The sequence below is a fragment of the Clostridium sp. CM037 genome, assembly GCF_055081095.1.
The window spans coordinates 480894-503105 of record NZ_CM143650.1 but is presented as its reverse complement, the minus strand read 5'-3'; the positions used below and the strand labels follow the sequence as shown (position 1 = coordinate 503105).

Annotated in this window: 12 protein-coding genes and 1 pseudogene; 3 read left to right on the top strand and 10 right to left on the bottom strand. The window is 32.2% G+C overall.

Going from position 1 to position 22212, the window contains the following annotated elements:
• Positions 1–6: 6 nt before the first annotated feature.
• The 3 genes from addA to ACWJKP_RS02570 form a co-directional block, all read right to left on the bottom strand.
• A complete protein-coding gene (addA, locus tag ACWJKP_RS02580) occupies positions 7–3921 on the bottom strand; it encodes a helicase-exonuclease AddAB subunit AddA (protein WP_165414383.1) in 3915 nt (1304 codons plus the stop codon).
• Positions 3921–7529, bottom strand: a complete 3609-nt coding sequence (gene addB / locus ACWJKP_RS02575; RefSeq protein ID WP_462961391.1) for a helicase-exonuclease AddAB subunit AddB — start codon at positions 7527–7529, stop codon at positions 3921–3923. The genes addA and addB overlap by 1 nt, the downstream gene beginning before the upstream one ends.
• Positions 7530–8584: 1055 nt before the next feature.
• Positions 8585–8911 carry a 50S ribosomal protein L7/L12 gene (locus tag ACWJKP_RS02570; protein WP_165414385.1) on the bottom strand — a complete coding sequence of 109 codons (327 nt, stop codon included), beginning with the start codon at positions 8909–8911 and terminating at the stop codon, positions 8585–8587.
• A gap of 415 nt (positions 8912–9326) precedes the next feature.
• Between ACWJKP_RS02570 and ACWJKP_RS02565 the strand changes: the two genes are divergently transcribed.
• Positions 9327–10622, top strand: a complete 1296-nt coding sequence (locus ACWJKP_RS02565; protein ID WP_165415057.1) for an IS110 family RNA-guided transposase — start codon at positions 9327–9329, stop codon at positions 10620–10622.
• A gap of 325 nt (positions 10623–10947) precedes the next feature.
• Here ACWJKP_RS02565 and ACWJKP_RS02560 read toward each other — a convergent pair whose 3' ends face one another.
• The 4 genes and pseudogenes from ACWJKP_RS02560 to ACWJKP_RS02545 form a co-directional block, all read right to left on the bottom strand.
• Positions 10948–11292, bottom strand: coding sequence for a hypothetical protein (locus ACWJKP_RS02560; RefSeq protein WP_165413821.1), 345 nt, complete (start codon positions 11290–11292; stop codon positions 10948–10950).
• 208 nt (positions 11293–11500) lie between these two features.
• Positions 11501–13225 (bottom strand): phospho-sugar mutase, encoded by a 1725-nt coding sequence (locus ACWJKP_RS02555; protein WP_165413822.1) that lies wholly within the window; start codon positions 13223–13225, stop codon positions 11501–11503.
• A gap of 625 nt (positions 13226–13850) precedes the next feature.
• Positions 13851–16020 (bottom strand): annotated as a pseudogene (feoB, locus tag ACWJKP_RS02550) (ferrous iron transport protein B).
• Positions 16021–16102: 82 nt separating this feature from the next.
• Positions 16103–16348, bottom strand: coding sequence for a FeoA family protein (locus ACWJKP_RS02545; protein ID WP_165413825.1), 246 nt, complete (start codon positions 16346–16348; stop codon positions 16103–16105).
• Positions 16349–16642: 294 nt separating this feature from the next.
• Between ACWJKP_RS02545 and ACWJKP_RS02540 the strand changes: the two genes are divergently transcribed.
• The gene (locus tag ACWJKP_RS02540; protein WP_462961390.1) at positions 16643–17560 is read left to right on the top strand and encodes a transposase; all 918 of its coding nucleotides are present in this window, start codon (positions 16643–16645) and stop codon (positions 17558–17560) included.
• A gap of 266 nt (positions 17561–17826) precedes the next feature.
• Here the strand turns inward: ACWJKP_RS02540 and ACWJKP_RS02535 are convergent, their stop codons facing one another.
• From ACWJKP_RS02535 to ACWJKP_RS02525, 3 genes are all read right to left on the bottom strand, one after another.
• Positions 17827–19230: a sensor histidine kinase gene (locus tag ACWJKP_RS02535; protein WP_224579077.1), complete on the bottom strand. Its 1404-nt coding sequence runs from the start codon at positions 19228–19230 to the stop codon at positions 17827–17829.
• A 3-nt stretch (positions 19231–19233) separates the two neighbouring features.
• Positions 19234–19914 carry a response regulator transcription factor gene (locus tag ACWJKP_RS02530; protein ID WP_165413827.1) on the bottom strand — a complete coding sequence of 227 codons (681 nt, stop codon included), beginning with the start codon at positions 19912–19914 and terminating at the stop codon, positions 19234–19236.
• Between the two features lie 591 nt (positions 19915–20505).
• Positions 20506–21573, bottom strand: coding sequence for a C40 family peptidase (locus ACWJKP_RS02525; protein WP_165413828.1), 1068 nt, complete (start codon positions 21571–21573; stop codon positions 20506–20508).
• A 310-nt stretch (positions 21574–21883) separates the two neighbouring features.
• On the opposite strand from ACWJKP_RS02525, the gene ACWJKP_RS02520 reads away from it, so the two are divergent.
• Complete coding sequence (locus ACWJKP_RS02520) at positions 21884–22138, top strand: hypothetical protein (RefSeq protein WP_165413829.1); 255 nt, start codon at positions 21884–21886, stop codon at positions 22136–22138.
• Positions 22139–22212 lie beyond the last annotated feature (74 nt).

The window sequence follows — 22212 nt, the reverse complement described above, 5'->3', positions numbered from 1 at the left end:
AGAAGATTATTTAACTTCTACGGCTTCATCGTTACTGAATAAATATAGGTAGCTTTCTTTAACTTTTTTCCCAAGTGTTGCTTCAATTGCCTTTGCATAATAATCTAGCTGAGATTTATATTTCTCTATTAAGAGATTTACATCTCCATTTTTTAAGGAGTCTGTTTTATAATCCACTAAAACTATCTCTCCATTTTCCTCAAAATAGCAGTCTATTATTCCTTGAAGCATTATTTTTTCCTCTCCATATATTTCGATTGGGAGGTTTTTATCTATATCTGTTGACTTAATTTCCATATGGAACGGTATTTCTCTTTTTAAAGCTTTTTGATTATAAGCTTTTATCATTCTTTGTCCAAGATCCGTTTTAAATAACTTTAATAATTTATTGACCCGGACGGATTTGCCCTCTTCTTTTGAGATTAGCAATTTTTCAACGTAAGCCTCAATTTGTAATCCTATTTCACTTGTGGTCGCCACTTTAGTTAAATCTAATCTTTGCACCACTGCATGCATAGCGGTTCCTTTTTCTGCGGGGGTTAATCCCTTCGCCTCTTCTAGGAATTTGGGCTTATTTATAAGTTTTGGGTGGTACATATTGTTTGAATCGCCTTCAGTAATTTCTGCATTAAATTTTCTTTTAATCTCTGTTACTGTAAGTACTGTAGGCATTTTTGTGGACATTTCGTATTTATAAATAAATCCTAGCCTTTTTTCTATTTCAAAGATGAACTTCTCATCTGTAGGTTCTTCCTGAAGTGCTGTTAGCTTTTCCTGTGAGCTAACAGTAATTTCTTCTTCATAATTGTCGTTTTTCTTTATGTTTTCTCTATTCCAGAACCTTACCGTAAAGCTTGCGGGATGACTTAATAAATTCGTTGTACTATCCTCTATTTCTATTAGTTCACGCAATGGTTTCCCGTCTACATGCCTTATTACCGCCGGTACTATCCAATCTAAATAGCTTTTACCTTTTAAAATTTCATATTCTCCTAGCTTTTCACTATTCTCTTCTAAACTAGAACTCATTCTAGTTAGATTTCTCTCTATATTTCTCATTGACCCAGTTATTATTAGCTTTTCCTTCGCTCTTGTTAAAGCTACATATAGTACCCTCATTTCCTCTGCAAGACTTTCTATCTTTATTGTCTTTTTAAGCGCTTGTTTTAGAACTGTAGGATAAGAAATTCTTCTGATTGGATCAACAAAATCTGGGCCATAGCCTAATTCATGATGAAATAATATACTCTTATTTATATCCATTAAGTTAAAGTTTTTTCCCATGCCACTTAGAAATACTACAGGAAATTCTAGCCCTTTACTTTTATGTATACTCATTATCCTAACTACGTTTTCATTTTCCCCTAAGGTTTTAGCACTGCCCATGTCTCCACTACTTATTTTCAACTTGTTTATGAAATTTATAAAATTAAACAGTCCCTTGTAACTAGTTTCTTCATATTGCCTTGCTCTTTGGAAAAGCACTCTTAAATTCGCTTGTCTTTGGGTTCCTCTTGGCATGGCTCCTATATAACCGTAATAACCAGTGCTAGTATATAAATGCCATATGAATTCATCAATGGGCATATACGTGCAAATTTCTCTAAAGTGGTTTAATTTTTCAAGGAATTTACCGAGTTTTTCTGATTTTTTAGTGCCTTCTAAGTTTACCATTGCTTCATAAAAACTTACTTCCCTTTGACCTACTCTTATATCTACCAGTTCCTCTGAGGTAAACCCTCCTATTGGAGAACGGAGAACTGCTAGCATAGGAATATCCTGTCTTGGGTTATCTATAATTTGAAGTAAACTCATGATTATTTGAATTTCTATGGTACTAAAATATCCTGTGCCTGTATCTGCATACACCGGTATGTCTTCTAGCTTCAATTGTTCTAAAAATGAGGGTGCCCAATTTGAGGTGGCCCGAAGTAATATTACAATATCCTTATATTCAACGTATCTATAACTTTTTATTTTTTTGTCATAAATTTTAAAAGCTTTTTCATCTTTATGTAGCATTAATTCTTTTATTCTTTTTGCCACAATTCTAGCTTCTAATTCAATATTTGTAGGGGTTTCATCCTCATTTGTTTTGCCATGTCCCTCGGCTTCAGTTCCATTAGTTGTTAACCGTCCCTCATCCTCGACCTCTTCACCCTCGTTTTCTTCTCCTGCATCTTTAACTTCCTTTTCAATAAGATGTAGCTCCACTGCTCCGCCTATTACTCCCGGACCTTCAAGTTCATCAAAGTGAGCTCCCAAATTTAACGCTTCCTCATCTGTATAGTCAAGATCTCCAATGTTTTTGCACATTATTTGTTTGAAAATATAGTTTACTGCATTTATAACTGGCTCACGACTTCTAAAATTTTTGTATAGAGTTATTTTTCTGGTTTTTTCGCCATCAATTTTTGAATAACTATTATACTTTGCTAAGAAGAGCTCTGGCCTTGCCTGCCTAAATTTATATATACTCTGTTTTACGTCTCCTACCATGAATACATTTGGGAAACCTATTTTTTCTCTTGAGATTATATTTAATAGAGTTTCTTGCACCATGTTACTATCTTGATATTCATCTATTAAAATTTCTTCGTATTTATTTCTTAGCCCAACTGCCACTGCGGAAGGTTCTGGTTTTCCCTGAGCGTCTATTACTATTTCCCCCTCTTCATTTTTTTCCATCAAAATGTCAAGGCAGTAGTGCTCAAAATCATTGAAATCTATAATTGAACGTTCCTTTTTCTTTTCTCTATATTTTTCCTGCAAATCTATAACAAGGTTAGATAACTCAAGCATTTGTGGATACAATGTTTTTATATCTCTTAAAGCAGTTTCTGAATTTGCATTCATTATTTGCTGCCCCAGCTCCCCTAATTGTTTTTTTACCTTATTTCTTATCTCTTGTACTACCTTTTGTTTTTCCTTATCTTTGCAGGCTTTTATCGTTGTTAGTTTTGGGAAGCTTAAATTTTCAAACGCTTCTGCTAAGCTTTCAAAACAATTGCTTTCAGCGCTTATTAAATCTGCAATTAACTCTAAATCTGATTTGAACACTTCGTAATATAATGCTATAGCTTCATTGTTTTCTATGATTTTCAATGCTTTAATCATTACTTTTTCAATGCCTAGTATCTCTATTTTAACATCTTCCATTAAAACCTTTGCCCAAGGGGTATCACTAAAACTATACCCATCTTTTATGTTAAAATCCTCTGCCGAATCAAGTAGCCATTTTGTTGGATTTGTAGAACTCATGGCAAAATTATAAAGGCTTAACACTATAGACTTAAGGCCTAAATCTTCTTTATTATTACTATAGGCTTCAACAAGTTTTAAGAAACTAGAATCCTCAATTAGATTTATAGAGCTAGTATCCTTTTCTATATTTAAATCGCTATCTTCATCTTCGGTTTCATTTTCATCATTCATTTCTACATATCTATCCTCAAATAATTCCTCTAGAGCTTCTTGTTTTAAAAGAACTGCTTCTGTTGCATCTGCTATTCTAAAATTAGGGTCTAAATCTACTATATGAAAATTGCTTCTAATAACCTCAAGGCAGAAGGAGTGAATAGTTGTAATGCTGGATTTATTTAATAAGGTTAACTGTCTTTGCAGTAGTTTACTTTGTGGATTTTTATAAAGTTCCTTTGAAATAGCCGCAGCTATTCTCTCCCTCATTTCGGATGCCGCCGCGTTCGTAAATGTAACCACTAATAACTTATCTATATCTGTAGGCCGATCTTCATCTGTTACTATCTTTATTATTCTCTCAACTAGTACCGCTGTTTTACCTGAGCCTGCCGCTGCAGCTACTAGAACGTTGCAGTCGCGAGTATAGATAGCCTTTTTCTGATCCTCGGTCCATGAAACCTCTGTTTTTACATGTTTAATTTCATTCTCACTCTTTAACATTACTCCTCATCCACTCCGATCTCTTGAGTATTTACACCGCTATACTTAATTTCTTCTTTAGATAAGAGTTCCCATATTTCCTTGTCTCTCTTATCTTTTATTATCTTATAGGTATTTTCCTTTAATGTAGGATCAAATTGGCAAATAGCCGTGTATTCACAGTAAGCACAAGGTGTAGCATCTTTTTTCTTATATGGCTTTATGTCTATTTCTCCACTTAACATTTGTTCACAGGTGCTTATTAGGTTTTCCTTTACATGGCGGAGTAACATTTCAAACTGCTCCTTAGTTGCAACTGATGATCTTGAGCCTAACTTCCCATCCTTTTTTATAGATGCTGGAACAACTAGAGATGCGCCTTCAATATTTCTATCCATTTCCCTAATTATCTTAGTATCTGCTAGTAGTAACCCCTTCATTTTTAAAGCCTTCATTATTGCTTTTTCCAGTTCTTCTTCATCTAAATTATTTTTAGCTTTTATTACTGGGTCATCTATTTTAAAGTACAAAATACCTGCTGGGAAAATTGGCTCCTCTGAAATTTCGTTTTCTTTAGAAATTGCTCTTTCACTTTTAAGCATGGCGTCTAAATACGTCAATAGCTGTATTTGAAGTCCGTAATATACATCGGATAGTTTAAAATCCTTATTTCCAGATTTATAATCTATTATCCTGTAAAATTCTTCTCCTTCATTAATTAACTTATCTACTCTATCTATTCTACCAACTAGATTTACTACTTCCCCTGTGGATAGTTCTACTTTTATTGGTGGATAATCTCCATCTTCAAATCCAAAGGATACTTCATAGCCAAAGGGTTCAAATCCACTGTTTTTCATTTGCTCAACTATCACCATAATAGTTCGTTTTAAAACTCTTTTTAACCGCTCTGTAAAGTACTTGTACCTTGGGGTACTGTTCAATATATAGCCACTTATGCCTTCCTCTGCTTCTTTTTCTACAATACTTGCTATATTTTTTTCACACCATTCACGCTGAAGGTCCGCCCATTTTATTTCATTTTTATCCACAAGCTTTGAAAAATCATCAAGTACACTGTGCATAAAGCTACCTAAGTCTGGAGATGAAAATGTAAAAGTTTTTCGCTCCTTAGCTTTTAGGCCATATTGCACAAAATATGCAAAGGGACATTCTTCATATTTTTCTATTCTAGATACGCTAAAATAATTTTTGTCTCCATAAAGTAGTTTTACTTTTTCTTTCTCAAGCATTTTCATTTCATTTTTGTAGTCAAATCCCTGAAACATGGTGTTGCTTTTTTCTCGAAACTTAGGGTCCTTTTGGTACCACTTATAAATATCAATCCAAAGTGGCGATATAACTCCCTCCTCTAAATATTTCCTTAGATAAAATATCAACTCGTTAAATGTTGGAACTTTAGCACACAGCTGCTGCATATCATTCGTTTCTTGTAGCCTTTCACTAAACTGAGTTATATTGCTCTCCTCTATTAGACCTTTGAATAAGGCGTTAAACCTAGATATTATAATAGAAGGTCTTAACGTTTTGCCCTCATAATCTGCAATAGGATAACTTATATTTAAATATTTACTTGGGATGGTTATCGTAGCATAGATTAAATACTGCTCATTAAACACCTCAGTTTTTGTGTCATTTGCAAGTTCTAATGCATTTTCTTTTAAAATCATTCTATCATTGTCCGTTAATATTCCATCTTCCTTGTTTGCCATTGGGAATACTCCATCATTTACCCCTATAATGTACAGTGCACTTATATCATGACTTTTTATGCGCTCCACGCTGCTAATAGTTACTCCATCTAGTGCAGGTGGAATAATTCCCATTTGATGTTTACTAAATCCCATGGATAGTACTTTTACAAAGTCCTCAAGGGATAGGGTTTCATTGCCAAGGACTTCCACCATCTGATCTAATAGTTCCATAACTAAGTTCCATATTTTACTGTACTCGGTTACGAGCTCTCGCACACCTTCCCTTTTGAAATTTTCTATCCACTCTTCTATTGTTTTATATACATTTATAGTTTCTAGAAATTCAAATAAAGTTGTGCATATTTTTTTGGTGGTACATCCGCCTCTTAATTTTTCTTTGAATTGTAGTAGTGGATCTATGACTTTCTCTCTAGTATCATTTAAAATTTTAATAGTGGCTTCTATTCTTTCAGCTTTGTCCTCATGAGAACCTGCAACTTTTTCTACAGGTTTCTCTGCACTTTGTGATGCTGCTTCGTCTATGCCAGCTTTATCATTGTAGTAATCTCTAAAATAGTATTCTATTTTCTCCTGCCATAGATCAGGTTCTGTCCATTTTCTTTTGCCCTTTATTCCCGCTGCTATTACGAAGTTTTCTAGCATGTCTATATGCTGCTTTTCTATATCTAAAAGCCCTGTTTTAAGATACCTAAACATTGTCTCATAGCTAAAGTTCTTAGTGAAAATCTCAACGACTCCGGTTATTAGCACAATTAAGGGGTTACTTGTTATATCCTTTTTCTTATCTATAAATAATGGAATATTATATTCTGTAAATATGGCTTTAATTAACTTTTCATAGGAAGGTAAGTCTCTTGTTACTACTGCTATTTTATTAAATCTTATATTCTCATCACGGCATAGTCTTAAGATATCCTTTGCCACATGTTCCACTTCGCAGTATCCATTAAGAGCTTTAAATACCTTTATGTTTTCACATTTCTCAGTACTTGGTGTATATGGGAATGCAAAATAATTTTTTTCAAGAAAAGATAGTTCATTATTGTTTTTAAATTTATATTCTTTATTACCTTCCAGCTCTATAGGTGCTTCGATACTTGTCCCACTATCCTCTGCTAAACTTAAAAGCTTATTTTCTGTAAACTTAATGGAATAAAATGCATCAGATTCCTCCATACATTTTGAATGCTCTGAGCTTTTTAATGGAAGCGTTATATTTATCCTCCTAGCTTTTTTATATAGCTTTTCGAGTATTCCATACTGTTGTGGTGTAAAGCCTGTAAACTCATCGATCCAAAACTCAGAACCATCAAAAATATTGCATTCATCAAGGGCACTATTTAAGCGTGTTAAATCGTCATCTGGATCCACATAGTTTTTATTTAAAATATTATCAAATTCTCCGTATATAAGAGATAAATCCATTATTTTATCTACTAGCAAGGTGTTTTCCCCTAAATTGCCTAATGTCTTATTTAAATCTTCAACAGAAACATTATATTTTTTAAACTCTGTAATTGCAGAAGCTACATTATCTACAAAGCCTTTTTGTCTAGCCGCTCCTTTAAATACCTTGAGTTCATCTTTCTTTTTTTGAAGTATGCTATGAATAAGCATTGCCTTTCCTGAAGTATCCATAGGTTTACGGGTTATGCCTCCAACCTCGCTAAACACTTTGTACGCTAATCTATTAAAACTAAGTACTTGGACGTTCTTTATTCCTGTAGATCCAACTACTTTTATAAGATTTTTTTCAGCTTGAAAGGAAAATTGTTCTGGTACCAAAAGTACTAAGGGTTTTTCGCTCTCGGCGGTACTTCGTTTTTCTATGTCCTCTAAGCAGAACGTACTCTTCCCTTTTCCAGCTCCTCCGTATATAAATCTTAAACTCACAAAAACACGTCCTTTCTTTTAATTTATTATATATAATTTCCCCACATAGTTCATTTTGTATTTATTATATTATACCATGCGGGACATATTAGACTTGAATGTTTAAAGATATTTCAAAAGCAAAGTCTCCCATTTCTATAAGTTTGAGTACCTACTATAAGTAGGAGTTACTTGCCCTAACAAATAGAAAACTTCAGTGGTAGTATAAATCTACTTCTGAAGTCGTCAATTTATCTTCTGCGAAGCTATTCATCTTCTGCGAAGCTATTCTATGCATCTTCTACGAATCTGTTGTAGCGATCCAGGAGATGATTTAACCACATAACAACTTAAAATATTTGTATATTAGGCAAAATAAAATTAACTGACGATAAAGATTGAAATATATATTTATTATACATATTATTAATACAATTGCATTTATTTCGTCATACTTTTACATTCTTATATAAATGCAACCCTTTAACGCAATTTCAGCATATTTTTATTACATATATGTTTAAATATGTTTAAATATGTTTAAATACAAGAAAAAAGGGTCTAAAGATGAAATCTATAAAACATCAACTAATTATCATTGCTATATTTATTGTAGGAATACCATTTTTAATATCAAATTTAATTTCTGATTATTACATGTCGAATCAATTGAAAAAGGACGGGCTGATTTAAAACTTGAAGAATTGAAAAATATAGTTAAAAAATATAGTGCTAAAAATAGTTATGCTTATGTAATAGACGGAGAGGGGTTTTAAGTAGTTGCTTAGGAAGTAAGAATACTTGCAGAACAATCCGTGAAACTGTAAATAGCATTCAATATGGCGCGGATGGAGAATTTGTAAGCTCCATGTCAGATGAAATTGCACAAGCATCACAAAATCAAGCACAGCTTGCACAAAAACTTAATGAGTTGGTTCAAAAATTTAAAATTTAAAGTTTAGGGTCACTTGGCACACTTAGAATTAACATATACTAAAATTGGCTTGTCTATTTATTACAATCCAATAATTTCCTCCTAATAATTATGAAACATAATAGACGTGCAAATTACACGCCTATTTTAATTCCTTTTCACTTAGAGCATCAATATAATCTTTTCCTTCTATGAGCCCTATTCCAGTAGCCATTCTATATTTTTTAATTGCTTTGATATTTTTGCCTTCTAAAATAAGGCTTTTTAATTCAGCCATTGTTTCATCTGACACTCGCATTTCACCCGGCAGTCCTATTTTACTCGGAACTCCAACTTTATCCGCAATCATACTTAAGGTTCTATTCATTTGCGCAATGTCTATTCGCATCATACTAATAGTATTCACTATACTTGATACAGTTAATACTACTCCCGCTCCTATAAGTCCCAAAACAAATGTATCACTCATAATTTCACTCCTCGTATAATGTAGTTGTAAGCATTGATAATAAATCAGTCATAATAACTACGAATGTTATCACTAATCTCTTATCTAATATTCGCAACTCATAATTTTACTTTGTTTAATCTTGTCTCAATTCTGATTACTGATTACTGTCAATTACCAATATTGGATACTAGGAACCAGTTAGTCCACAATGATATAATATCTCCTGAATAGAGAAGATAGATGTTTCACTCCTGAGCGGTAAGTAATTACCAATACTCGTAAAAAAGCGTATCATTCCATCAGTGAGTTTTCTGTGTTTTAGCTGGTTGGGTTTCCAATTTTGGAACTACCCGTGTCACAAACGAGGTTACAGCCTCATTGATAGAAGTGGAATCTTTATTCTATCTCACTTTTACAAAAGGAGATGTTATATATGTCAAAATACTTAAATAGTCTTGTAGTAGGCATTGATGTTGCTTCTGAATTCTCTTTTGCAGCATTCCTTGCGCCTGACGGCAGTAAATATCGGAAGCCTTTTAAAATCTTCCATACTGCTGAGGGTTTTAAATACTTTATTGAGCAAATAAAAAAAGCAGAAGAAGAGTTTTCCACAAAGCCTGTGTTCTTTATGGAGTCCACAGGCGTGTATCATCTAACTCTTTTCCACTTTCTAAAGGATAACAATTTCGAAACCTTTGTTATCAATCCTCTTGTTACTAATTGTAACAAAAATAAAGACATTAGGAAAGTGAAAAATGATAGAAATGATGCATTATCTATCGCAAGTTTAGGAAAATTTGAAGATATCAAGGTATCATCCGACTCTGACATCAACATTCTCACTTTAAAGCTATTAGTACGCGATTACTATAAGCTTATTGATACTAGGTCAGTATTTAAAAAGAAACTTAGTAGTTCTTTGTGCATAACTTTTAATGGATATCAAAATGTATTTTCTAATACCTGTGGATTAGTTTCAATTAACATATTGAAAAAGTATCCTAATCCACAGGCAGTTATTTCAGCTCCAAAGCAAGATATTATAGATATTTTGATTAATTCCAGAAAGGGTATTAAGTGGGCTGAAAAAAAATACACTAAGCTCATAGAATCGGCTGAGAATGCTCAATTTGTTAGTTTAACATCACCATGGTTATCAGTTTCTATTACCACTTCTATATCTATCTACGAGGCCATTGATGGTGAAATAGCTACGCTTTTAGCAAAGATTGAAGGGTTCATAAACAGTGATCAAATGTCTCCTGCTTTTCGTAAAAATATATTATTACTAATGTCGATACCAGGTATTGGATATAATACAGCAATAACAATATTAGCCGAAATTGGTGCCATTGATAGATTTATCACGCCTAAGCAGCTTGTTGCTTTCTTCGGAGTTGATCCTGCTGTTAATGAATCAGGTAAGTTTAAGGGCGATAGAGTTAAAATATCCAAACGTGGTACAAGGTTTGGTAGACGAGCTCTATATGCTGTTGCCTTAGCTTCTATTAGGATGAAGCGTAATGGAGAAGCTACTAATCATATTTTACTTAAATATTACAAAGAAAACTTAAAGGGCAAGAAGGCAAAAGTAGCTTTAGTAGCAGTTATGCACAAGCTTATCAAATATCTATTTGCGGTTTTAAGAAATCAACAAGAGTACCAAATTAGAGACCCTAAATTACACCAAAAGATGTTTTTAGAAAATAAAACTGTTCTAGCTGCCTAATTAACTATACCACCTCCCTTTTTTTACCATCATTCGTGTTTCGAAATGGTCTTTTTGTTGAGCCTAAAATTAAACTAAATAAATTTCAAATTAATAGTTGACTTTAACTAGCTGGTCTTTCAACTTTGTCATAATATTATAATTATGTATAATAAACTATAGTTTATTTACCTACTAATCATAATGCAAATTTTAAGCAAGCGTAACCTAGTAATATTTGAAAATTAGATATCTTTAAATTTAAAAACCACTAAAATTGGTGTGTCTATTTCCGACAAGCCAATAAATTTTCCCACAATAATTATGAAACAATATAAAATATTGTTTATTTTATCTTCTTAAGTTTCAGATTTAATATAATCTGATTCATAATTGATAAAATACCAATTACAATACAACTAATATTATTATTTTTAAAAGTGTTAGGGAATGCTGCAAATAAAAACACCCAAATTATAAGCATTACTCCTAATGCTATGTCACTTGTTCCAATTATTTTAACTGCACTTGTATAATTTTCATTTAATTTCTCCTGAAATTGAGGACTAAAAAACACCTTGAATTTCAAACTATATTCATTAATTTTTTTAAAAACATTATAGTTTAAGCTAAAACCTAGCCCAACAACAATTAATGATATTATAATCACTACTAAATTAAATATCCTCATACTGAAATTCCCCTTCTCAATTTATTAATTGTTGCATCTATACAACTATTGATATTCCATTTTAAATTTATCATGAGCCTTTATGGGACAAGTATAACTGTAAATTCATTAGGGATAAATCTAGTTGTATTTAGGAATCCATGCAGTGCAGCCGAATGCATTCAGCGCAATGCATGGATCCCTTTAATATATTATATGTTTCTTATGTTTATTTTGTACTTTGAAGTTTTTCCATAATTATATCTTTCATTTCTACCAATTTTTCTTCTGCAGCTTTTAAAGTTTCTCCCTTTGAGTACATGTATATTTTAATTTTTGGTTCTGTACCTGAAGGTCTTACAGCATACCAGCTCTCATCATCAAAGTAGAATTTAAGTACATTAGATACTGGAATTCCACTAGATTCTTCTGTACCATTAATTACGTCATAAGCTTTTTCTATATCGTAATCTATATATTTAGTAAGCTTCGCAGTGCCTATTGTCTTTGGATTATCTTTTCTGTATTCTTCCATCATTCTAGAAATTCTTTCTTGTCCTTCTATGCCTTCTAGAACTAGAGATATTAGGTTTTCTCTATAATATCCAAATTCCTCGTATATCTCATTTAATATATCTATTAGAGTTTTCCCTTGTGATTTATAGTAGGCTGCAGCTTCACATAAAAGCATGGAAGATATCACTGCATCTTTGTCACGAACGAAAGTCCCAGCAACATACCCAATGCTTTCTTCGTATCCAAATATAAATTCATGGCTATCATCTTTCTTAAAATCATTGATTTTACCACAAATATTTTTGAATCCTGTAAGTACTTCGAAGGTTTCCACGCCATATTTCTTAGCTATTTGCCTGCCTAAATCCCCTGTTACTAGCGATTTTACTATGGCCGCATTGCTAGGAAGCGTGCCTTTTTCTTTCATCCCTTCTATAACATATTTTATTAATATAGCCCCTGTTTGATTACCATCGAAGGCAACATATTCTCCATTTTTATCTCTGACCATTATAGCAAGTCTATCGCAATCCGGATCTGTAGCTATTAATAACTCTGCCCCTTCTTTTTTACCAAGTTCCTGGGCATATTTGAAGGCTTTTACATCCTCTGGGTTTGGGTATCCAACGGTTGTAAAGTCTGGATCTGGGTTTTCTTGCTCTGGTACTACTATTATATTAGTAAAACCTCTTTCCTTTAGTACTCTTCGTACAGGCATATTTCCAGTACCATTTAGAGGTGTATAAACAATTTTTATATCTTTATCTATGTTATCCCTTAAAGCTAGTCCCTTTACTTTCTCCATATACTCATCATCCATTGCTTTCCCGAGCATTACTATTAATCCTTTTTCCTTAGCTTCCTCAAGATCCATGATTTCTATGGTACTAAAATCTGTAATGCTCTGAATTTTTTCTGTTATACCATTTGCAGTAGATGATAAGATCTGGGCACCATCTTCCCAATATACCTTGTATCCGTTATATTCTTTAGGATTATGGCTAGCAGTCACAACAATTCCTGCGGCAGTACCTAACGTTCTTACTGCATAAGATAGTTCTGGAGTAGGTCTTAACTCCTCAAATAGATAAGCCTTTATTCCATTTGCTGCTAAAACTTGTGATGCTGTAGCTGCAAATTCAAGAGAAAAATGTCTGCAATCATAAGCTATTGCTACACCTCTATCCATATATGCTTGTCCATAACCTTTAATATAATCCGCAAGCCCTTGCGTTGCTCTTGAAATTATGTATAAATTCATTCTATTAAGTCCCGCACCTAATTTTCCTCTTAGACCTGCAGTTCCAAACTCTAAATCCATGTAAAACCTATCTTGAATTTCATTATTGTCTTTTGATATTGCCCTTAATTCTTCTCGAGTCTTTTCATCAAAATATTTATTATTTAACCATTCTTCATATTTTTTTATATAAGTCATTTTAACTCCCACCTTCCAAATAATTACCATTTGATAACATTATACATTACTTCCTATTCATTTTAAACAGCTAATAACAATTTTTAGGATAAACTTTACATATAGTATAAATATCTGTAACAACTTATCCTTTTGCACATATAATATATTAGGATACCTTAATGGCACTTCAGAATGAATTCCTCCTTGGATCCAATTGTGCTTATTATTATTTCAACAATAGTTAATAACCATTAATTAATTATTTATCCTTCTGAAGTCATTAACGGTATCCTTTTAGTGATTTATCAATATAATCTTTACTTTAAAATAAAAGGGAGTAGTTCGTAAGGCTTTGCCTTATACATCAAATCGACATACTGGCTTACGCCCGGTTTGGTGCAAGATTTACTTGGAACAAGACTTTTGTTTTAGCAAATTCGCAAGATTTGTTAAAACAAAAGTCTTTATTTTTTTCATATATACTTGTGAGGGACAGTTTAATGTTCAATTAGTTGTTAACTGTCCCTCTGGTTTTGACCAGGCTATAGTTCAATTAGTTATTAACTGTCCCTAAGGTTTTGACCAGACTAAAGTTCAAAGTTGTTAACTGTCCCTAAGGTTTTGTTTTAAGGTTTTGTTTTGACTACATGAAAATTCTATAAATTTTGGTGGTACAAAAGCATATGATTATAGCAATGGCTGTGGGCATTAATACAGATAATATTGTCCATTTTATACTTCCGGTTTCTTTTTTTATAGTCCACACTGTTGTGGCGCACGGAAAGTGCAAAAGTGAAAATAACATTGTGTTTATTAGTGTTAAGTATGTCCACCCATTGTTTAACAAAATCTCCCTAAGCTGATCTATACTTTCAAATTGAAGCATGGATCCTTTAGATAAGTATGCCATTAAAAGAATAGGTAGCACGATTTCATTTGCTGGAAATCCTAAAATAAAAGCTATCAAAATAAAGCCATCTAAACCTATGGCATTCGCAAAGGGATTTAGAAAATTTGCTGCATGGGCTAGTATACTTATATCTCCAATCATGACATTGCCAAGAATATAGGTTATAGCACCAGCGGGCACAGCTACCATTATAGCTCTTCCTAACACAAACATGGTCCTATCAATTATAGATGTATATAATACCCTTCCGAGTTGAGGCTTTCTATAGGGTGGCATCTCTAATGTAAAGCTTGAGGGCATACCTTTTAGTATTGTTTTTGATAATGTATAGGATGTTAGTAATGTAATTCCTATACCTATAAGCACTAAAAGTACTACCATCAGTGCAGCTATAACAGACCTACTAGCAGGCGTTATACTCACTCCTACAAACACCATTGATAGAGCTATAAGAGTTGGGAATCTACCATTACAGGGTACAAAATTGTTGGTGACAATGGCTATAAGCCTCTCCCTTGGTGACTCAATTATTCTGCAGGCTATTACCCCGGCAGCATTGCAACCAAACCCCATACACATAGTTAGTGCTTGTTTTCCATGACAGCAAGCTTTTTTAAAAGAATGGTCTAAATTAAAGCATATTCTAGTCAGATATCCAGCATCTTCAAGTAATGTAAATATAGGAAAGAATATTGCCATAGGTGGAAGCATTACGGCTACTACCCAGGCGAAAGTTCGGTATACTCCTAGTACTAAAAGGTTATTTAGCCAAAGGGGAACTTGTATATAGATAAAGAATAAACCGATCTTTGCTTCTATCCAAAACAAGAATTTTGACAAAAACTGTGAAGGATAATTTGCTCCCTGAATTGTAAGCCAAAATATCACTGCTAGCAGTAGTATCATTATTGGGATACCCGTTTTTTTAGAGGTAACTATGTCATCAATTTTTTGCTGAGACAATAACCTTTCAGTGTCTTTTATAACAGTTTTTCTTGTTATATCCTCCGCCGTTTTATAAATAGTTTCTACAATGGTGTCTCTTATGTTTTCATTGTTTTGTGTTCTAAAAAGTTTTGATTTTTTTAGAATCGCCTTAATATTTGCGTCTTCCTTTAGATTCAACAATTACACCTCCCTATTAATTACTTCTTAAGTCATAACCTAAAAATTTGCTTATAGAATTTAAAAGCGATTCATCTCCATCTAAAAGTCTTAATGCAAGCCATTTAGCATTAATTTTGTCCTTAAAAATCGAGATAATCATTGGGGTGAGCTGTTGCTGCTGCTGCGTAATACTTTTAGGATATTGAATTTGTACGGGACAGGTATGAATTTTATTAGTGCATAAATCATATATGGTATCTTTTAAAATATTCATGCCTATATTACTTCTTGCAGTAGTTGGCACCACCGGTATACCTAATTCCTTTGATAAAGCTTCTATATTTACACTTATGTTTTTACTTTTAGCCTCATCCATCATATTTACACAAGCTATTACTTTATCAGTAATCTCAATCACCTGCAAAAGCAAGTTTAAATTTCTCTCAATACACGTGGCATCTAAAACAACCACTGTTACGTCTGGCTTCCCAAAGCAAATGAAGTCTCTAGCTACTATTTCTTCGACAGAACTTGCAAGAAGAGAATAAGTGCCTGGCAAATCCACAATAGTAAAGTCTGTGCCTTTATGAGTAAATTTCCCTTGGGAGTTTACAACGGTTTTGCCCGGCCAATTTCCTGTATGCTGATGAAGTCCAGTCAGTGCATTGAATACCGTACTCTTTCCTGTGTTTGGGTTTCCTGCAAGTGCAATTACATAATCTTCTTCTTTTAATTTCTCTACATTAAAAAGATCCTTTAATCCCTGCTTATTACTAGAACTGTAAGTTAGCCCCATTTTTTCTCCTTTCTCCATTAATATTTATATTTATAACTATTTAGCCCTGAGATGACATTTAACAGTCATTGCATTCTAATAGCTACAATTCTATGTCTCTTACTATAATATTTTGAGCTTCCTCTTCTCTCAGTGCAATACAAGTATCTCTTATAAGATATGCCGTTGGATCTCCAAAAGGACTCTGCCTAAGTACGTGGATAGTGGTGTTTGGCACTATCCCTAAATCCAGCATTCGTTGTCTTGATAAACCTTCCGAGAGCAATTCTACCACTTGCACTTTTTTCCCTACTGCAATTTCTGTTAGTTTTACTATTAAGGTTTCCATTTTTTCACCTACCTTGATATTGTCTTATGACCCACAAGAATAAAAAACAAGTCAAAGATAACGAAAAATAGACTAGGTAAGAATACTCGTATAGTGATTTGTTATTTATTTTAATGTGCCTTTGCTTTATATTATGTGTTTAAAGCTAAAATCGTCACTTAAAATAAAAAAAGAAAAGTTCCCAACACCGGGGACGGTTAACAACTATTTAAACTATTGACTTTAGAATATGAATATCATCCTGACCCATAGGCAATAATTTTAAGAAAAGCTTATGAGAAAGGACGATTTTTTATGTCAACAACTTTTAGATTAAAAAGTGAACAATCTATATATCATATTATGTGCAAAAGTATCACTGAGGTAGATTTATTCAAGGATTCTGATGATAAGAAAAAGTATTTATCCCTTATAAAAAAATATAAGATCCTATATGATTTTAAACTTTATGGGTACTGCCTAATGAATAACCATTTACATTTAATAATTGATGCTAACGGATCAGACATATCAAAAGTAATGCATGGAATAAATTTTTCTTATGCAATGTATTTTAATAAAAAACATAAAAGGGAAGGTCATCTTTTTAGAGATAGGTTTAAGAGTATAATAGTTGCTAATGAAAGGTATTTAAAGACCTTATCGCTATATACACACAATAATCCTACAGCCATAGTGGAATATAAGGATTGTCCTGAAAAATATGCATTTTCTAGTCTAGCAATATTCTTAGGGAAAAGACGTGATTCTTTTAAATTAATTGATTATGGATTTATTATGAGTCTTTTTGGAAATAGCCTTAAAAGTGCAAGGAAAAATTACTATAACCTTGTTTTTAGAGACAACGAAGAAAAGCTGAAAGAAGAAATTAATTTTGAATTTGAAGATGAAAAAACAGAGTATAAAAGTGATAGGAAAATACTTATAAGAAACTTTAAACCAGAGGATATAGCCGAATTTATAGCGTCAAAACTAAACGTATCAAAGGTTCATCTTTATATGAAGTACAGCAGAAAACTTGTAAAAGCAAAAGCGTTAACAGTTGTTCTAATGAGAAGCCTCTGCAACTTTAAATCCTGTGATATATCTAACACACTTGGGAACATTACGCAGGCTAGAGTATCAAAATTAAGCACTATCGGTATAGAATTAATTGGAACAGACGAAAAATACGAAAATATTATAGGTGATTTTATTAAATCCTATGCTTAGCCATTTGTAATAAACGAAAATTTTTTAGAGAATAAAATATGGTTATTTTAATCAAATATACTTGGACAAGCATACATAAATATGATCTTCTATTAATGTATAAGATAAAATTATTGAAACAAGTTCTCTTAAATATGCTGAGCAATGAAAAAATACATGTTTTTTTAAACATGCATCTTTTCATTACTCGTTAACCGTCCCTATCTATTTCACCATTTGTTTAATTGTTTGTTATCCGTCCCCACTTTTTATTTTCTTGAGGTTAATCACAAAGCCCCATTAAATTTTACAGTTACAACGCAACCCGCGCCTTCTTTACTTTTCACTTCTATATTTGCTTTATGAATGGTTAATATATTTCGTACAATAGTGAGACCTATCCCTGAGCCTTCCATTTCATGTCTACTTTTATCTCCCCTATAGAGCCTTTCGAATATATAAGGTAAGTCTTCTTCCTTAATACCAATGCCGGTATCTTCTATTTTTAATATTACTTTTTCATCAGCTTCTTTTAAAGCAATATCAATTTTCCCCTGCTTGGGAGTAAATTTAACTGCATTTGAAAGCAAGTTAATAATTACCTGTTTTATTTTATCTCTGTCTCCTAAAATGTTACATTGTTTACTTGTGTTTAACTCTAAGGTCATGTTAATATTCTTATTTTCTGTTATTAATTCAAATTCTTTTACAACTGAAGAAAGGATATCTTTCAAAGAAATTTTCTCCGTGTTTAATGCTATTTCTTCTCCTTCAACCTCTTTTAATGCATTTAAGTTGTCTATAAGCTTTCCAAATCTAATAACTTCTTCATTAAGATAAGTCAATCTTTCATTATCTACGGGGAAAATACCATCAATCATAGCTTCAAAATTATTTTGTAAAATATTAAGAGGCGTTCTGACTTCATGAGATATATCTGATATTAACCTCTTTCTAAGGACATCCTGATGCTGAAGCTTTTCTCCAAGTGTATTTATGCTATTTCTTAAATCTTCAAGTTCTAAAATGCTACTCTTATCATTTGCCCTTGCATTATAGTTTCCATTTGAAAGATTGACTGAAATCTTTGAAACTTGCCTAAGCGGAGTAGAGAATTGCTTCGAAATAAAAAGACTAATTAATATTGTTATTAAAATTGAAAGTACGACACTTAAAATAATACTCTTATTTATTGAGAGTTTAAAATCCACATCTTCTTTGGATAATAGAACTGGTGCGTATTGCCCTATTTCTATGTATCCTACAATCTTGTCCTTAGATTTTATTTCAAAGGTACTTGTAGTATAAACCCCTTCATTTTTGACGTGCATAGTGATATTAGTATTGTTAACTATGTCATTAGCGTTCATTCCCCAAACGGCTTTTTTATTTTCATCCTTAAGAGTAAGGCAGTATCTACTCATATAGGCTTCATGCATAATTTCTATTCCTGAAGTTTCTGACCACTTACCATTTCTTTTATATACTTCTTCTAAATATTTTACTATTCTAATATCCCTCTTATTTTGTATTTCGACTAAGTACCTGTTGAAGGTTCTTGATATTGTTATATTCACTAAAAGTGTAGATAAAAAAAGTGCTAATATAGAGGTGCATACCAAAATAATACTTAACCTTTTTCTTATGCTTTGCGTAAATTTTATACTTCGCATAAAGTTTATGATTCTCATAAATTAATCACCACCAAATTTATAACCAATTCTAGTTACGGTTATTACATATTTAGGATTTCTACTGTCTTCTTCTATTTTTTTACGTATATTTTTAATGTGTACATCTATTGTTCTATCAAAACCTTGAAAATCTATTCCCATTATTCTCTCAATAAGCTGCTCTCTTGTGAATACTTTTCCCCTGTTAGATGAAAGAATATGCACTATGTCAAATTCATTTGGTGTAAGAGCTATTTCTGTCCCGCGTACCTTAATTATTCTTTTGTCATAATTAATTTCTAAATCTCCATTATTATAAACTTTTGTTTCAAACTTATTTACATTAATCCTTCTAAATAAAGCATTTACTCTTGCTGTTAGTTCTCGCGGGCTGAAAGGCTTAACAAGATACTCATCTGCTCCAAGGTTTAATCCTTGTATTCTATCTTCTAATGTACCCTTTGCCGTAAGCATAAATATATGCACTTCAGAAATTTTTCTTAGCACACCGCACACCTCTTCGCCAGATATGTCCGGTAGCATTAGATCCAAAATAACTAATCTGAATTCAATTTTTTCGAAAAGTTTTATGCCTTCCAGTCCCTTTGTGGTGCAATGTACTCTATAGCCTTCTTTTTCAAGATATGCTTTTAATATTTCTGAAACCTTTTCTTCATCTTCAATAATCAATATATTATCCATGTTTAATTACCCCTTCTTTAATCCTAATAGTTGATAGTTACACATTTTTATATTATAAAAGCTAAAAGGTTGTTAACCGTCCCTACTTGTTTCAATTAAATTCCGATCATTATTATATTCCCCTAAGGTTTAGCATAATCGATATATAAAGGAATTATAATATGAAAGTGAAATTCTGCAAGAAAAATCAATTGTCTAATGCTGTTATTACTATGATAACCGAAACTCATCCTAATATAAAGATATCCAAATAAAATATCTTTAAAAATACCATAAATTCAATATCCATCCTATTCAAAGGTTAATAAAGAGCTATTAGTAATCATGGATACTAAGATTTGTAATATGATAATCAGTAAATTATCATCATAGAAGAAATTTATCAAAAACTTATGTAGTTGTTATGAAGATTATCAATTTGGAATTATCTTGTGAAAATAAACTCCTCGTAAAACTTCAAAAACGGTTAACAATTATAACTAATAATTGTTAACCGTCCCCACTATGTTGTATGGTAAACATAAAATTCTCTTTCGTTTGCACGTCACAAAGGAGAAATTTTATGCTTTACTATTTTTAATTATGTACTTTCTATTTCACTCGTCTAGCTGATATAAAATCTGATCTTGTCATAGCTGAAACTTTAACCACATCTCCTGTACTAGGAGCATGTATATATGTATTATTCCCTACATATATACCTACATGATGGGGATTACCAACGCTTCCAAACAGCACCAAATCTCCAGATTGAAGGCTATTTCTAGACACTTGTACGCCATTCTTTATCTGATCAAAGGTTGTCCTTCCTATAGATACTCCAAAATGTGCATATACATATTGCGTAAATCCTGAGCAATCAAATCCCGCTGGCGATGAACCGCCCCATAAATATGGTGTGCCAAGAAAGTTAGAAGCATAGGCTATTACAGCATTACTTGATGGAGTAACTGCGCCTCTTGAAGGTGTAAATTTAGGTGATGCTTCATTTGCTTTTGTTATGTTTTTAGTTGCTAATATTTGTGGATTGCTTGTCCCTACTGGAAGAAGTTTTTCCTTGATATTTCGCTCAGCCAGTAATTTGTTTTGTGATTCTTTAGTTGCAATCATCTTATTTAACTTCTGCTTATTTTCTACTTGTAAACTCAATAATACCTTCTTTGTTTTGTTTAAATTTTGCTGTTTTTCATTTAATTCTTTTCTGGTATCTTCAAACTCATCCATTACTTTTTTATCATATTCTATAACGGTTTTTATATTTTCTACTCTTGATACAAAATCACCGAAACTCTCTGAATCAAGTATTATGCTCGCATACCCATTAAACCCGTTTATGTACATGGTCCTCATCCTACTATTAAATACCTTCTGTTCTTTTTCAGCCTCTTTTTCAAACTGATTAATCTCCACTGCGGCACTTTCAATTGCCTTTTCAGTTTTAGATATTTTATCTTTATTCTCTTCTGTTTTAGCCATGTTTTGTTGAATTTCATTATCAAATTCTTCTATTTTCATTTCGATTTTTTCTCTTTGTCCTTCAATTTTAGATAATGAGTCATTCTTCTGCACCTCTGCATTTGGTCCAACAGCTAATACAGTTACGTTTGAATTAAAAATTAATATCATCATAACTGCAAGATTTCTTAATGCAATCTTCATTAGTACATCCCCTTCATTTGTTTAGAATTTATAACTTCCTAAGAAATATACCACAGTTTTATGTATTTGTTATGAAAATTGTCCATTTTTATGCAATTGGGAAACATTACATAAAATAAACTTCTCGTGAAACCTGACAAAACGGTTAACAATTATATTAATAATTGTTAACCGTCCCCAACTTTGTCTTCAAAAACATTACCTTATTTATTAAAAAAATCCATTATTTATTAATGCAGAAGTTGAGTTATAACACATTGCAGTGTATAATATTGTCGATTGGTAAGTTTTACAAGGAAGGAGAGTAAGAATGAAAAAGAAAAATATTATTTCCATAATGCTTGTTAGTGCCCTATTTTTAAATTCAATATTTTTTTATTTCTTTAATAACAGTAAAATAAATGCTAATAAACTCAAAATTGAATCTTTAAGAATCGAATTTGATTCTCTAAAAGGTGAAAATCAGACTTTAACAAAGACAAATTATCAATTGATTGAAACAGCTTCTAGCGTTTCAGAAAAAGTTAATAGGTTTAAATCATCTCCTTCGGAGCTGAAGTATTAACGACTTCAGAAGGAGCTTTATACTTCCACTGAAGTTCTCTGTTTGTTCGGGGGGTGTAACTCCCACTTATAGAA

Excerpts from the sequence above, each read along its gene's own strand:
- addA (WP_165414383.1), bottom strand. The coding sequence starts at position 3,921 with ATGTTAAAGAGTGAGAATGAAATTAAACATGTAAAAACAGAGGTTTCA.
- ACWJKP_RS02570 (WP_165414385.1), bottom strand. The coding sequence starts at position 8,911 with ATGAGTGATACATTTGTTTTGGGACTTATAGGAGCGGGAGTAGTATTA.
- ACWJKP_RS02565 (WP_165415057.1), top strand. The coding sequence starts at position 9,327 with ATGTCAAAATACTTAAATAGTCTTGTAGTAGGCATTGATGTTGCTTCT.
- ACWJKP_RS02560 (WP_165413821.1), bottom strand. The coding sequence starts at position 11,292 with ATGAGGATATTTAATTTAGTAGTGATTATAATATCATTAATTGTTGTT.
- ACWJKP_RS02555 (WP_165413822.1), bottom strand. The coding sequence starts at position 13,225 with ATGACTTATATAAAAAAATATGAAGAATGGTTAAATAATAAATATTTT.
- ACWJKP_RS02545 (WP_165413825.1), bottom strand. The coding sequence starts at position 16,348 with ATGGAAACCTTAATAGTAAAACTAACAGAAATTGCAGTAGGGAAAAAA.
- ACWJKP_RS02540 (WP_462961390.1), top strand. The coding sequence starts at position 16,643 with ATGTCAACAACTTTTAGATTAAAAAGTGAACAATCTATATATCATATT.
- ACWJKP_RS02535 (WP_224579077.1), bottom strand. The coding sequence starts at position 19,230 with ATGAGAATCATAAACTTTATGCGAAGTATAAAATTTACGCAAAGCATA.
- ACWJKP_RS02530 (WP_165413827.1), bottom strand. The coding sequence starts at position 19,914 with ATGGATAATATATTGATTATTGAAGATGAAGAAAAGGTTTCAGAAATA.
- ACWJKP_RS02525 (WP_165413828.1), bottom strand. The coding sequence starts at position 21,573 with ATGAAGATTGCATTAAGAAATCTTGCAGTTATGATGATATTAATTTTT.
- ACWJKP_RS02520 (WP_165413829.1), top strand. The coding sequence starts at position 21,884 with ATGAAAAAGAAAAATATTATTTCCATAATGCTTGTTAGTGCCCTATTT.